We start from the raw sequence: 13,340 nt of genomic DNA on the forward strand, positions 1-13,340 counted from the left end.
TAGCACCCGCGGCCTTGAGACTGGATTGAATCCCATGCCGAAAAACCCGCCGTCCCGCAAGGATCACAACCGCGTGCCGCGCGCCCCGCGCGCATTGGAGCCGGCCGCGCCGCGCGAGGCCGAGCGCGTCGCCAAGGTGATCGCCCGCGCCGGGCTCGGCTCGCGCCGTGAGATCGAGGAATGGATCCTCGCCGGGCGCGTGGCGGTGAACGGCGAGGTGCTGGAGAGCCCGGCGCGTACCGTGACGCCTGAGGACGCCATCACGGTGGACGGCAACCCGCTGCCGGCCAAGGAGCGCACGCGGCTGTTCATGTACCACAAGCCCAAGGGCGTGGTGACGACCAACTACGACCCGGAAGGGCGCCCGACCCTGTTCGAGATCCTGCCCGCCGGCCTGCCGCGCCTGGTCTCGGTCGGCCGGCTCGACCTCAACACCGAGGGGCTGATTCTGCTCACCAATGATGGCGGGCTCTCGCGCGTGCTGGAGCTGCCGGAGACCGGCTGGCTGCGCCGCTACCGCGTGCGCGCCAAGGGCGACATCACCCAGGACAAGCTCGACGCGCTGATGGAGGGCGTCACCGTCGACGGCGTGCATTACGGCCCGATCGAGGCGAAGCTCGACCGCGTGCAGGGCGCCAATAGCTGGCTCACCTTGGCGCTGCGCGAGGGCAAGAACCGCGAGGTGCGCAACGTGCTGGGCAGCCTCGGGCTCGAGGTGAACCGGCTGATCCGCGTCTCCTACGGCCCGTTCCAGCTCGGCGAGATTCCGCAGGGCGAGGTGGAGGAAGTGCGCACCCGCGTGCTGGCCGACCAGCTCGGCGAGGCGCTTTCCGCCGCGGCCGGGGCCGACTTCGAGGGTCCGCTGTTCAACCACAACGACGAGGACGAGGCGCCCAAGGCCGGCAAGCCGCGTGGCGCCAAGGCCCGCTACGCCGCGGCGGAAGGCGCCGAGGACCGGCATCGCCGCCGGCCGATCGACGTCGAGCCGGGCGAGGGGCGCAGCGTGACCGCCGGCGTCGTCGCCGACCGCAAGGGCCGCCAGGTGCTGGTGCAGCGCGTGCGCTCGACCGAGGCCGAGCCGGAGCCGGAGGGACGTCGCCGTCCGCAGCGTGAGGTGGAACGCCGCGAGGCCGAGCGAGAAGCCGCGCGTGCGCCTCGAGCGCCCCGCGGCCGTTCCGAAGGCGGCGAGCGCACCTTCCGCAAGCGTCCGTCCCGACCCTTCGAGGAGGCGCCCGGCGGCGAGGAGGAGCGCCCCATGCGCGCCCGCCCCGCGCGCACGCCGAGCCGCGACCGGCAGATCGGCGGGCCGCGCCCGTCGCGCCCGCGTGAGGACCGCGCCCCGCGTGATGAGAGCGAGGCGGGAGAACGCCCGTTCCGCAACCGTAATGATCGCCCGGAGCGGGCCGACCGCGCCCCGCGCGGCGATCGCCCCTTCCGCGAGCGTGGCCCGCGCCCCGAGGGAGATCGTCCGTTCCGCGAACGCGGTCCCCGGCCGGATGGCGACCGCCCCTTCCGTCCGCGCGGCCCGAGGCCCGAAGGCGCCGGCGACGAGCGTCCGCCCCGCCGCGAGCGTCCCGAGGGCGGGCGTACCTTCCGCGGCGAGGGCAGCGACCGGCCCTATAGCGGGCGGGTGAAATCCGAGCAGCATCGCGGCCGACCGGACCGCTTCGAAGAGCGTGGCGAGGGCGAGCGTCCCGCGCGGCCGTTCCGCGAACGCGCGCCGCGTCCCGAGGGCGACCGCGCCCCGCGCGGCGAGCGTCCGTTCCGCGAGCGCACGCCGCGCGCCGAAGGGGATCGTCCCTTCCGCGAGCGTGGTCCTCGCCCGGAGGGAGATCGCCCGTTCCGCGAGCGTGGCCCCCGCCCTGAGGGCGAGCGCTCCTTCCGCCCGCGTGCGCCGCGCCCGGAAGGCGATGAGCGTCCCCCGCGTCGCGAGCGGCCCGAGGGGGAACGTTCGTTCCGTCCGCGCGGCCCGCGTCCCGAAGGAGACCGCAGCGAGCGTCCGCCGCGTCGGGAGCGACCGGAGGGCGAGCGGCCCTTCCGCTCCCGCGAGGACCGTCCGGCCCGCAGCGAGGGTGATCGCCCGGCGCGTCCGTTCCGTGGGCGCACGACCCGGCCGGAAGGCGAGCGTTCCTTCGGGCAGCGCGAGGATCGCGCGCCGCGCGGCGAGCGTCCGGCGGGAAAATCCTTCGACAAGCGGCCCGGCGGCAAACCCTCGGGCGGCCGTCCCTTCGGCGGCAAGCCGGGTGGACGTCCGGGTGGCGGCAAACCTGGCGGCGGAAAACCGGGTGGCAAGCCTGGCGGGCGTCCGCCGCGCACGCCGCGTAGCTGACGCAAGTCATGCGCATCGTCGGCGGCCGCTTCCGGGGGCGGGCGCTCAAGAGCCCGTCTTCCAACGCCACGCGGCCGACCTCCGACCGGCTGCGCGAGGCGCTGTTCAACGTGCTCGCCCATGCCTATGACGACGCGGCGGACGGCGCGCGGGTGCTCGACCTCTTCGCCGGCACCGGCGCGCTGGGGCTGGAGGCGCTTTCGCGCGGGGCGAAGTTCGCCGTTTTCGTGGAAGAGGCGGCCGAGCCGCGCGGAACCATCCGCGCCAATGTCGAGGCGCTCGGCGTCGGCGGCATCACCCGCATCTTCCGCCGCGACGCCACCAAGCTCGGCGAGGCGCTGGCGAGCGATTCCTTCGACCTCGTCTTCTGCGACCCGCCCTATGGCCGCGGCCTCGCCGAGAAGGCGCTCGTGAGCGCGCGCGACGGCAAATGGCTGGCGCCGGGCGCGCTGGTCATCGTCGAGGAGGCCGTCGAGGCCGCCTTCGCCGCGCCTGAGGGCTTCGAGGAACTGGAGCGCCGGCGCTACGACGCGAGCGAGATCGTTATTTTGCGCGGGCCAGGCTGAAGGCCGTCATCCCGGACGGCCGTCAGGCCGATCCGGGATCGCAGGCAGAACGGAGAGCGATCCCGGCTCTGCGCCTTCGCCTTCGGCCGGGATGACGGCTATGGGGATACGTCACGCCACCTCTTCCACCGCCTTGAGGATCCGCTCGATGTCCTCCGGGCGCGACAGGCGATGGTCGCCGTCCTTCACCAGGGTCAGCACCACGTCGTCCTCGGCGAGGCAGGTGGTGAGGCGCAGCGCGTGCTGCCACGGCACGTCCGGGTCGGCGACGCCCTGCAGGATGCGCACCCGGCAGCCGACCGCGAAGGGCGCGCCGAGCACGAGGTTGCTGCGTCCATCCTCGATCAGGCCGCGGGTGATGGGCTGGGGCGGGCCGTACTGCGATTCCCGGTACCAGACGCCCTTGCCGGTGATCTCGGCGCGCACCTTCTCCGGCATCGCCTTCCACATCAGCTCCTCGGTGAAGTCCGGGGCGGGGGCGATCAATACGAGGGCGGCGAGGCGGTTCGTCTCACCGCGCGCGGCCAGCACGCGGGCGAGCAGCAGCGCGATCCAGCCGCCCATGGAGGAGCCAACGACGATCTGCGGCCCGGCCGTCTCGCGGTCGAACACGGCGAGCGCGTCCTCCAGCCAACGCGAAATGGTGCCGTCGATGAACGCGCCTTCCGATTCCCCATGGCCGGAATAATCGAAGCGCACCACCTGCCGGCCGGTGCGCGCCCCCCAGTTTGCCAGTTCCTCCGCCTTGGTGCCGCGCATGTCGGAGAGGAAGCCGCCGCACCAGACCACGCCGGGATGCTCGGGCGTCGAACGGCCGGGCGTGACCCGCACCGCGATGCGGCGGGAATCCGCGCCGACGGTGATGAAGCGGGGCGGGGTTTCGGTGGCGTCGGTCATGCTCGGCTTACCTCTTCCTCGACGGCCGGGACGGCTTGCGATTCGCGCCCGCCACGCCATCTTGGCTTTACAGGTGGGCGTCGCGCGCGAACAGCGCGAAGGCCGCCAGCGTCGCGGATGTGCAACCGATTCAGGAAATGCACGCGTTCCGCACTGTCACGCCGTTGACTTCTGACGGGTTTGTCACGATCTTCTGCGACCGTTTCACGCGCGCGCAAGACGAGCCGGCCGGCACCCTTCCGAGGCGCGGTGAAACGAAACTTCTGAAATGGCAGAGGAGAGAACCGCCATTCGTCGCCCCATGAGACCCGTCGCGCCGGAGAAGGAAGGCCCGCGCGTCAACGAAGACATCCGCATCCGCGAAGTGCAGCTCATCGACCAGGATGGGCAGAACCTCGGCGTCATCGCGACGCGCGAGGCCATTGTCATGGCGCAGGACGCGGGCCTCGACCTGGTCGAGATCGCTCCCAATTCGGTCCCGCCGGTCTGCAAGATCCTCGATTACGGCCGCTTCAAGTACCAGAACCAGAAGAAGGCCAACGAGGCGCGCAAGAAGCAGCACGTCGTCGAGATCAAGGAAATCAAGCTGCGTCCCGGCATCGACACGCACGACTACGACGTGAAGATGAAGGCGATCCACCGCTTCTTCGACGAGGGCGACAAGGTGAAGGTCACCCTGCGCTTCCGTGGCCGCGAGATGGCGCATCAGGAGCTTGGCTACAAGCTGCTGAACAAGGTCAAGGAAGAGCTGGCGACCATCGCCAAGGTCGAGTCCGAGCCTTCGCTGGAAGGCCGGCAGATGACCATGGTGCTCGCCCCGCGCTGAGCGCGAAATGGTCTGGCGTCGCCGCGACGCCCGCCGCCGATCGACGTCATGCCCGGGCTTGTCCCGGGCATCCACGTCTTGTTCCCGTGCAGCAAGTCCGAAGTCGTGGATGACCGGGACAAGCCCGGCCATGATGGCGTTCGCTTCGCCGGCGCTTATTTGGCCGCGCGCCTATTCCGGCAGGCTGCCATTCTCCGCCAGCACGGCACCGGCGAGGTAGAGCGAGCCGGCGATCAGCACGCGCGGCGGCGGGCCGACGGGGAAGTTGCGCAGCCCGTCCAGCGCCTCGGCCACGCTCGGCGCCGTCGAGGCGTCCATGCCGTGGATGCGGGCGGCGGCGGCCAGGGCGTCGGGCGGTTGCGCCTTGTGCTCGCCCGGCACAGGCACCGCGATCAATTCGCGTGCCAGCCCGGCGAAGGGCGCCAGGAAGGCGCCGGAATCCTTCGTTCCGAGCATGCCGACGATCAGCACCAGCGGGCGCGGCACGCGATCCTCCAGATCGGCGAGCGCGGCGGCCAGCGCCTGCCCGCCGGCGGCGTTGTGGCCGCCGTCGAGCCAGATGTCGACGCCTTCCGGCGCGCGCTGGGTCAAAGGGCCGGGGCCGAGCCGCTGCAGCCGCGCCGGCCATTGCGCCGCGCGCATGCCTTCCTCGAAGGCATGGGACGGCAGGCCGAGATCGGCCACCCGCAGTGCCTCCACCGCGAGCCCGGCATTGCCGATCTGGTGCGGGCCGACGAGGCGCGGGCGCGGCAGGTCGAGAAGGCCGGCTTCGTCGGCGACGACGAGCCGGCCGCCTTCCTCATGCGCCTGATACTGCTCGCCCATGATGTGCAAGGGCACGCCGAGACGCGCCGCCTGTCGCTCTATGGCGGCGAGCGCCTCGCGCGGCTGGCGCCCGAGCACGGCGGGCACGCCGCGCTTCAATATGCCGGCCTTCTCCCGCGCGATGGCGCTGACCGTCTCGCCGAGGAAATCGACATGGTCGATCGAGACCGGCGTGATGACGCTGATGAGCGGCTTGTCGACGACATTGGTGGCGTCGAGCCGGCCGCCTAAGCCGACCTCCAGCAGCAATATGTCGGCGGGCACTTCCGAGAACAGCAGCAACGCCGCGGCGGTGGTGATCTCGAAGAAGGTGATCGGCTCGCCGTCATTGGCGGCCTCGGCGCGCGCCAGCGCGTCGGTCAGCGTCGAGTCGTCGACCAGCGTGCCGGCGAGGCGGATGCGCTCGTTGAAGCGCACCAGATGCGGCGAGGTGTAGACGTGCACGCGCTTGCCGGCGGCCTCCAGCACGGCGCGCATGAAGGCGACGGTCGAGCCCTTGCCGTTGGTGCCGGCAACGTGGATCACCGGCGGCAGCCGGCGCTCGGGATGGCCGAGCCGCTCCAGCACCCGCCACATGCGGTCGAGCGACAGGTCGATCAGCTTGGGGTGCAGCGCCAGCAGGCGGTCGAATATGTCCTCAACCGGCCGGCGCCCCTCGGGGGTGGAACCGGCGGCGGGCAGGGCGGCCATGGCGGGCCTCAGACGCCGGCCGGCGCGGGCGGCGGCAGCGCCGGGGCGTCCGCCGGCACGGCCGGGGTCTCGGCGCCGGAACCGTTCAGCGAGGCCTTCGCCGCGCCGTTGGCGGCCGGCGCGCGCATCAGCAGCCGGCACAGCCGGGCCAGCGTCGGGCGCATCTCGTGGCGGTGCACGACGAGGTCGATCATGCCGTGGTCGCGCAGATATTCGGCGCGCTGGAAGCCCTCGGGCAGCTTCTCGCGGATGGTCTGCTCGATGACGCGCGGGCCGGCGAAGCCGATCAGTGCGCCCGGCTCGGCGATCTGGATGTCGCCCAGCATGGCGTAGGAGGCGGTGACGCCGCCGGTGGTCGGGTTCACCAGCACGACGATGTAGGGCAGGCGCGCCTCGCGCAGTTCCTGGATGGCGCAGGTGGTGCGCGGCATCTGCATCAGCGAGAGGATGCCTTCCTGCATGCGCGCGCCGCCGGAGGAGGCGAACATGATGAAGGGCGTGCCGCGCGAGGCGGCGGTCTCCAGCCCGGTGACGATGGCCTCGCCGGCGGCCATGCCGAGCGAACCGCCCATGAAGCCGAAATCCTGCACGGCGATGGTGACCGGCAGGCCCTCAAGCTTGCCGTAGCCGACCTTCACCGCGTCCTGCGCGCCGGTCTTGGCGCGGGCGTCCTTGAGGCGGTCGACGTAGCGCTTCTCGTCGCGGAACTTCAGCGGGTCGGCCGGGACCTGCGGCAGCGCCACGTCGTACCATTTGCCGCCGTCGAACATGGAGCGCAGCCGCGCGGTCGGCTCCATGCGCATGTGGTAGCCGGAACCGGGGATGACGAAGAGGTTCGCCTCCAGGTCCTTGTGGAACACCAGCTGCCCGGTCTCGGGACACTTCACCCAGAGATTCTCCGGCACCTCCCTGCGGTTCAGGAAGGAGTTGAGCTTCGGGCGGACGACGTTCGAGATCCAGTTCAATGGTATGGCTCCGGACGGTGGTGTCGGACGGCCGCTCGCCGCGGCCGGCCTTCATCTAATCGCCGAGGGCGGCGATGAAAAGGCAAGCGCGCGGAAAGCGCGCACCGCGCCTCCGCTACTCGGCGGCCTGCCGACGCACCCCGTGCACGGCTTCGGCGAGCGCGCCGACGAGGCGGGTGACGGCGGGGATGGTGGCGGGCGTCGCCTTGTCGTCCGCATCGAGCGTCGCGCGCAGCGCGTCGATCAGCGCCGAGCCGACCACCACGCCATCCGCGCCGGCGGCGATGGCGGCGGCGTGCTCCGGCGTCTTCACGCCGAAGCCGACCGCGACCGGCAGGGCGGTGTGGCGCTTGATGCGGGCCACCGCCTGGGCGACGACGTCCGGCTTCGGCGTCGCCGCGCCGGTGATGCCGGTGATGGAGACGTAGTAGACGAAGCCCGCCGTGTTCGCGAGCACCGCCGGCAGGCGCTTGTCGTCCGTCGTCGGCGTGGCCAGGCGGATGAAGTCGAGCCCGGCCAGCAGCGCCGGCAGGCAGAGCTCGTTGTCCTCTTCCGGCGGCAGGTCGACGACGATGAGCCCGTCGACGCCCGCTTCCTTGGCGTCCTTGAGGAAGCGGTCGACGCCGTAGATGTAGATCGGGTTGTAGTAGCCCATCAGCACGATCGGCGTGCCGTCATTGGTCTCGCGGAAGGCGCTGACCATGGCGAGCGTCTTCCGCAGCGTCTGGCCGGCTTTCAGCGCGCGCAGACCCGCGGCCTGGATCGCCGGGCCGTCGGCCATCGGATCGGTGAAGGGCACGCCGAGCTCGATGACGTCGGCGCCGGCCTCGGGGAGCGCCTTCAGCAGCGCCAGCGAAGTGTCGTAGTCGGGATCGCCGGCGGTGACGAAGGTCACGAGCGCGGCGCGGCCTTCGCTCGCGCAGGAAGCGAAGCGCACATCGAGGCGGGTGGTCATAGGCGGGTCCCCAGAATGTCCGCCACCTGCGGGATGTCCTTGTCGCCGCGGCCGGAGAGATTGACGACCATCAGATGGTCCTGCGGGAAGGTCGGGGCGAGATCGGCCACCTTGGCGAGGGCATGGGCCGGCTCCAGCGCCGGGATGATGCCCTCGAGCTTGGCGACGAGCTGGAAGGCGGCGAGCGCCTCCTCGTCGGTCGCCGAGATGTAGGTGGCGCGGCCGATATCGTGCAGCCACGAATGCTCCGGGCCGATGCCGGGATAGTCGAGGCCGGCGGAGATGGAGTGCGCCTCGGCGATCTGCCCGTCATCGTCCATCAGCAGATAGGTACGGTTGCCGTGCAGGACGCCCGGCCGGCCGCCGGTGAGCGAGGCGGCATGCTCGCCCGTCGGGATGCCGTGGCCGGCAGCCTCGACGCCGAAGATCTTCACGCTGGGATCGTCGAGGAAGGGATGGAACAGGCCCATGGCGTTGGAGCCGCCGCCGATGCAGGCAATGAGGCTGTCCGGCAGCCGGCCCTCGGCCTCCAGCATCTGCTCGCGGGTCTCGTTGCCGATGACGCTTTGGAAATCCCGGACCATTCCTGGATAAGGGTGCGGGCCGGCGACGGTGCCGATGCAGTAGAAGGTGCTGTCGACATTGGTCACCCAGTCGCGCAGCGCCTCGTTCATTGCGTCCTTGAGCGTCTTCGAACCGGACTGCACGGGGACCACGGTGGCGCCGAGCATCTTCATGCGGAAGACGTTGGGCGCCTGACGCGAGACGTCGACCGCGCCCATATAGACGACGCATTCGAGGCCGTAGCGCGCGCAGAGCGTGGCGGTGGCGACGCCGTGCTGGCCGGCGCCGGTCTCGGCGATGATCCGCTTCTTGCCCATGCGGCGGGCGAGCAGGATCTGGCCGAGGACGTTGTTCACCTTGTGCGAGCCGGTGTGGTTCAGCTCCTCGCGCTTGAAATAGATCTTCGCGCCCTTGCCGGGCTCGGACTTCGCACGCAGGTGCTCGGTCAGGCGCTCGGCGTAATAGAGCGGGCTCGGCCGGCCGACATAGTGCTTCAGCCCGGCATCCATCTCCGCCTTGTAGGCCGGGTCGGCCTTGGCCTCGTTATAGGCCTTCTCTAGGTCGAGGATGAGCGGCATGAGTGTTTCGGCAACGAAACGACCGCCGAATATGCCGAAATGCCCGCTCTCATCGGGGCCGGTACGGAAGGAATTGGGAACGTTCACGACAGGCTCGTCTCTCTGGCAGATGAGGGCTGCGCCGGCTTGCCGCCGGTCGAAGGGTTGGATGGATCGGCCGCCCGCGCCTCGCGGATGAAGGCGACGATGCGGGCAATGTCCTTGACGCCGGGCGCGCGCTCGACGCCGGAGGAGACGTCGACGCCGAAGGGGTGCAGGCGCTGCACCGCCTCGCGGACATTCTCCGGGTCGAGGCCGCCCGACAGCATATAGGGGATGGACAGGTCGAGGCCGGCGAGCAGGTCCCAGTCGAAGGGCACGCCATTGCCGCCGGGCAGCACGGCGTCCTTCGGCGGCTTGGCGTCGAGCAGCAGCCGGTCGGCCACGCGCTCATAGGCGGTGAGCGCGGCGAGGTCGGCGGCGGTGGCGATGCCGACCGCCTTCATCACCGGCAGCTCGAAGCGTGCGCGGATGGCGGCGACGCGCTCAGGGCTTTCCTTGCCGTGGAGCTGGAGCATGTCGGGATGGATGGCGGCGACGATGTCGGCGAGCGCGACGTCGTCGGCGTCGACGGTGAGCGCGACGATCCGTGCCCGGCCGCGCGCTTTGGCGGCGAGCGCGCCGGCGGTCGACAGATCGACATGGCGCGGGCTCGGCGGGAAGAACACCATTCCCACCATGTCGGCACCCGCGCCGAGCGCCGTATCCAGCGTCTCGGCGGTGCTGAGCCCGCAGATTTTGATCTCAAGCGACAAGGCCGCCTCCTCGAAGAGAGCCACCTAGCACGGAACATGCGGCGGAGGCGAGATTTTGGTGGTGGCCACCCCTCGCGGCGTCATGCCCGGGCTTGACCCGGGCATCCACGATACGGCCTCACCACGCCGGGCAAGGCGTGGATGGCCGGGCCAAGCCCGGCCATGACGATCGGATGGCAGGAAGCGCGGCATGGACGGGGGATCGCAATGCCGCCCGCCCCTCAATTTACCCCTTCCGCGACGACAATCGACATGCTACTCACGATCATCTGTGAAATTATCTATTTCACGTCATATTAATGCATATAGCGGCCGCGCTGGAGTCGGGCCGCATCGTGGAGACTGCCCACATGTCGCGTTCTTTGCGCCTCTCGCGCCGCCTCATCCTCACGACGACCCTGGCCGTCGCGCTGGCGCCGCTCGTCCTCGCCTCCGCTCCGGCGCGCGCGCAGGATACGCCGAACGCCATCCTCAACGCCTCCTACGATATTGCGCGCGAGCTGTTCGACGCGGTGAACAAGCAGTTCGAGCCCGCCTACAAGGCCAAGACCGGCAAGGACCTCAAGGTCAACCAGAGCCATGCCGGCACCTCCAAGCAGGCGCGCTCCATCGTCGAGGGCCTCGAGGCCGACGTGGTGACCTTCAACCAGATCACCGACATCACCTTCCTCGTCGACAAGGGCTTCGTCGCCAAGGACTGGCAGACCCGCCTGCCGAACGCGGCGTCGCCCTGGTACTCCTTCCCCGCCTTCCTGGTGCGCAAGGGCAACCCGAAGGGCGTGAAGGACTGGGACGACCTCGTCCGTGACGACGTCAAGCTCGTCTTCCCGAACCCGAAGACCTCGGGCAACGCCCGCTACACCTATCTCGCGGCCTATGCCTACGCGCTCGACAAGTTCAAGGGCGACGAGGCCAAGGCCGACGCATTCGCCAAGAAGCTGCTGTCCAACGTCGTGGTGTTCGACACCGGCGGGCGCGGCTCCACCACCACCTTCGTCGAGCGCGAGCAGGGCGACGTGCTGATCACCTTCGAAGCCGAGGTCATCGGCGTGAAGGACGCTTACAAGGACAAGGGTTTCGAGGTCGTGGTGCCGCCGACCAGCCTGCTGGCCGAGTTCCCCGTGGCCGTGGTCGACAAGGTGGTCGACAAGCGCGGCTCGCGGCAGGTGGCGACCGACTACCTGACCTGGCTCTACTCGCCGGAAGGCCAGAAGATCGCCGCGCAGTTCAACAACCGCGTGGTCGACCCGAAGGTCGCCGAGGAGTTCAAGGCCAAGTTCGCCCCGGTGAAGCTGGTCAAGGTCGAGGACGTGTTCGGCGGCTGGGACAAGGTGCAGAAGACGCACTTCGCCTCGGGCGGCAAGCTGGAGGAGCTCTTCGTCGCGCCGTGAGGCTGACGGAAGCCGACATCCCGGCCCCGCGCCTGATCGTCATCCCGGCCGTTCCTCGGGATCGACGTCATGCCCGGCCTTGGGCCGGGCATCCACGACTTAGCTTCAGCAGAAGGCGTAGATGGCCGGGCCAAGCCCGGCCATGACGGTCAGAATGGACGAACCGTCGTTAGCGGCTGGACATATCGAGCATATTGCGCCATGGCCGGGACGAGCCCGGCCATGGCCTTTATGAGGAGCCCGTCTGTTGAACCGCGTCATACCGGGCTTTTCGCTCTCGCTCGGCATCACCCTGTTCTATCTCAGCCTGATCGTGCTGCTGCCGCTCGGCGCGCTGGTGTGGCAGGCGGTCGATGTCGGCTGGGAGCGCTATCTCGCCATAATGAGCGGCGCGCGCACGCTCTCGGCCTTCCGCGTCACGCTGTCGACCGCGGCGCTCGCCACGGCCTTCAACGCGGTCTACGGCCTTGCGCTGGCCTGGGTGCTGGTGCGCTACGAGTTTCCCGGCAAGAGGCTGCTCGACGCCCTCGTTGATGTGCCCTTCGCCCTGCCGACGGCGGTGGCCGGCCTCGCCCTCTCGGCGCTGTTCGTGAAGAATGGCTGGTTCGGCGGGCCGCTCGACCTCCTCGGCATCCAGGTCGCCTATGCGCCGCTCGGCATCGCCGTCGCTATGGCCTTCACCTCCATCCCCTTCGTGGTGCGCACGGTGCAGCCGGTGCTGGAGGATCTCGCTTCTGACGTCGAGGAGGCCGCCGCCACGCTCGGCGCCTCGGACACGCGCATCTTCCTGCGGGTGATCTTCCCGGCGATCTTCCCCGCCTTCCTCACCGGCGCCTCGCTGGGCTTCGCCCGCTCGCTTGGCGAGTTCGGCGCCATCATCTTCATCGCCGGCAATTTGCCCTTGAAGACCGAAGTGGTGTCGCTGCTGACCTTCATCCGCATCGAGGAATACGACTACCCGGCCGCCGCCGCCATCGCCGCGACGCTGCTGGGCCTCGCCTTCGTCATGCTGTTCGCGGTCAACATGATCCAGCTCTGGCAGCAGCGCCGGATCGGGACGGGAGATTGAGCGATGGCGCGTGAGCCGCTTCCCCCGGAGAAGAAGCACCCGCTGCGGCGCATTCGCGTCGGCGACGGCCCGGTGGCGCGCAGCGTGCTGCTCGGCGCGGTGCTGGTGGTGACGCTGCTGGTGCTGGTGGCGCCACTGGTGGCGATCTTCGCCGAGGCGTTCCGCCACGGCGCTGCGGCCTATGCCGCCTCCTTCGCGGCGCCCGACACGCAATACGCCATCGGCCTGACGCTGTTCACCGCGCTGATCGTGGTGCCGATCAATGTCGGCTTCGGCATCGCGGCGGCCTGGTGCATCGCCAAGTTCCGCTTCCCCGGCCGCAATTTGCTGGTGGCGCTGGTGGAGCTGCCCTTCTCGATCTCGCCGATCATCGCCGGCGTCGCCTATCTCTTCGTCTATGGCGCGCAGGGCCTGTTCGGCCCCTGGCTCGAGGCGCACGACATCAAGATCATGTTCGCCGTGCCGGCGATCATCCTGGCGAGCCTGTTCGTCACCGCGCCCTTCGTGGCGCGCGAGCTGATCCCCTTGATGATCGCGCAGGGCTCGGAGGAGGAAGAGGCGGCGGTGACGCTCGGCGCCGGCGGCTGGCGCATATTGCGCCTCGTCACCCTGCCCAATGTGCGCTTCGCCCTGCTCTACGGTGCGGCACTCTGCAATGCGCGCGTCATGGGCGAGTTCGGCGCGGTGTCGGTGGTCTCCGGCAACATACGCGGCCAGACCAATACGCTGCCGCTGCAGATCGAGCTGCTCTACCAGGACAACAACGCCATCGCGGCTTTTGCGGTGGCGACGCTGCTCACCGCGGTGGCGCTGGTGACGCTGATCGCCAAGACGATCATCGAGCGGCTCGATGCCGCGCGGGAGAAGACCGCCGGCCGCGCCGGGCATTGA

12 protein-coding genes are annotated in these 13,340 nt (G+C 70.0%); 6 read left to right on the forward strand and 6 right to left on the reverse strand.

Going from position 1 to position 13,340, the window contains the following annotated elements; all coding sequences use genetic code 11:
* The first annotated feature begins 34 nt into the window (after positions 1–34).
* Positions 35–2,329 carry a pseudouridine synthase gene (locus SNOV_RS19505; RefSeq protein ID WP_013168689.1) on the forward strand — a complete coding sequence of 765 codons (2,295 nt, stop codon included), beginning with the start codon at positions 35–37 and terminating at the stop codon, positions 2,327–2,329.
* Positions 2,330–2,337: 8 nt separating this feature from the next.
* Positions 2,338–2,895, forward strand: coding sequence for a 16S rRNA (guanine(966)-N(2))-methyltransferase RsmD (gene rsmD, locus SNOV_RS19510; RefSeq protein WP_013168690.1), 558 nt, complete (start codon positions 2,338–2,340; stop codon positions 2,893–2,895).
* Between the two features lie 111 nt (positions 2,896–3,006).
* Here the strand turns inward: rsmD and SNOV_RS19515 are convergent, their stop codons facing one another.
* A complete protein-coding gene (locus SNOV_RS19515) occupies positions 3,007–3,792 on the reverse strand; it encodes an alpha/beta hydrolase (RefSeq protein WP_013168691.1) in 786 nt (261 codons plus the stop codon).
* A 301-nt stretch (positions 3,793–4,093) separates the two neighbouring features.
* On the opposite strand from SNOV_RS19515, the gene infC reads away from it, so the two are divergent.
* Positions 4,094–4,618 carry a translation initiation factor IF-3 gene (gene infC / locus SNOV_RS19520; RefSeq protein ID WP_013168692.1) on the forward strand — a complete coding sequence of 175 codons (525 nt, stop codon included), beginning with the start codon at positions 4,094–4,096 and terminating at the stop codon, positions 4,616–4,618.
* Positions 4,619–4,789: 171 nt separating this feature from the next.
* Here infC and SNOV_RS19525 read toward each other — a convergent pair whose 3' ends face one another.
* The 5 genes from SNOV_RS19525 to SNOV_RS19545 all read right to left on the reverse strand — a co-directional run bounded on the left by SNOV_RS19525 (position 4,790) and on the right by SNOV_RS19545 (position 9,989).
* Positions 4,790–6,133, reverse strand: coding sequence for a bifunctional folylpolyglutamate synthase/dihydrofolate synthase (locus tag SNOV_RS19525; RefSeq protein ID WP_013168693.1), 1,344 nt, complete (start codon positions 6,131–6,133; stop codon positions 4,790–4,792).
* A gap of 8 nt (positions 6,134–6,141) precedes the next feature.
* Positions 6,142–7,098, reverse strand: coding sequence for an acetyl-CoA carboxylase, carboxyltransferase subunit beta (gene accD, locus SNOV_RS19530; RefSeq protein WP_013168694.1), 957 nt, complete (start codon positions 7,096–7,098; stop codon positions 6,142–6,144).
* A gap of 115 nt (positions 7,099–7,213) precedes the next feature.
* Positions 7,214–8,053 (reverse strand): tryptophan synthase subunit alpha, encoded by an 840-nt coding sequence (gene trpA / locus SNOV_RS19535; protein ID WP_013168695.1) that lies wholly within the window; start codon positions 8,051–8,053, stop codon positions 7,214–7,216.
* Positions 8,050–9,282, reverse strand: a complete 1,233-nt coding sequence (gene trpB / locus SNOV_RS19540) for a tryptophan synthase subunit beta (RefSeq protein WP_013168696.1) — start codon at positions 9,280–9,282, stop codon at positions 8,050–8,052. The genes trpA and trpB overlap by 4 nt, the downstream gene beginning before the upstream one ends.
* Complete coding sequence (locus tag SNOV_RS19545; protein ID WP_013168697.1) at positions 9,279–9,989, reverse strand: phosphoribosylanthranilate isomerase; 711 nt, start codon at positions 9,987–9,989, stop codon at positions 9,279–9,281. Before SNOV_RS19545 ends, trpB begins: the two co-directional genes overlap by 4 nt.
* Positions 9,990–10,339: 350 nt before the next feature.
* Between SNOV_RS19545 and cysP the strand changes: the two genes are divergently transcribed.
* The 3 genes from cysP to cysW all read left to right on the forward strand — a co-directional run bounded on the left by cysP (position 10,340) and on the right by cysW (position 13,340).
* On the forward strand, positions 10,340–11,380 hold the full coding sequence (gene cysP / locus SNOV_RS19550; protein WP_187291079.1) for a thiosulfate ABC transporter substrate-binding protein CysP: 1,041 nt from the start codon (positions 10,340–10,342) through the stop codon (positions 11,378–11,380).
* 247 nt (positions 11,381–11,627) lie between these two features.
* Complete coding sequence (cysT, locus tag SNOV_RS19555) at positions 11,628–12,449, forward strand: sulfate ABC transporter permease subunit CysT (protein WP_013168699.1); 822 nt, start codon at positions 11,628–11,630, stop codon at positions 12,447–12,449.
* Positions 12,450–12,452: 3 nt separating this feature from the next.
* Positions 12,453–13,340: a sulfate ABC transporter permease subunit CysW gene (gene cysW / locus SNOV_RS19560; protein WP_013168700.1), complete on the forward strand. Its 888-nt coding sequence runs from the start codon at positions 12,453–12,455 to the stop codon at positions 13,338–13,340.

Origin of the sequence: Ancylobacter novellus DSM 506, assembly GCF_000092925.1 — a bacterium.
In the GTDB taxonomy this organism is placed as follows: Bacteria; Pseudomonadota; Alphaproteobacteria; order Rhizobiales; family Xanthobacteraceae; genus Ancylobacter; species Ancylobacter novellus.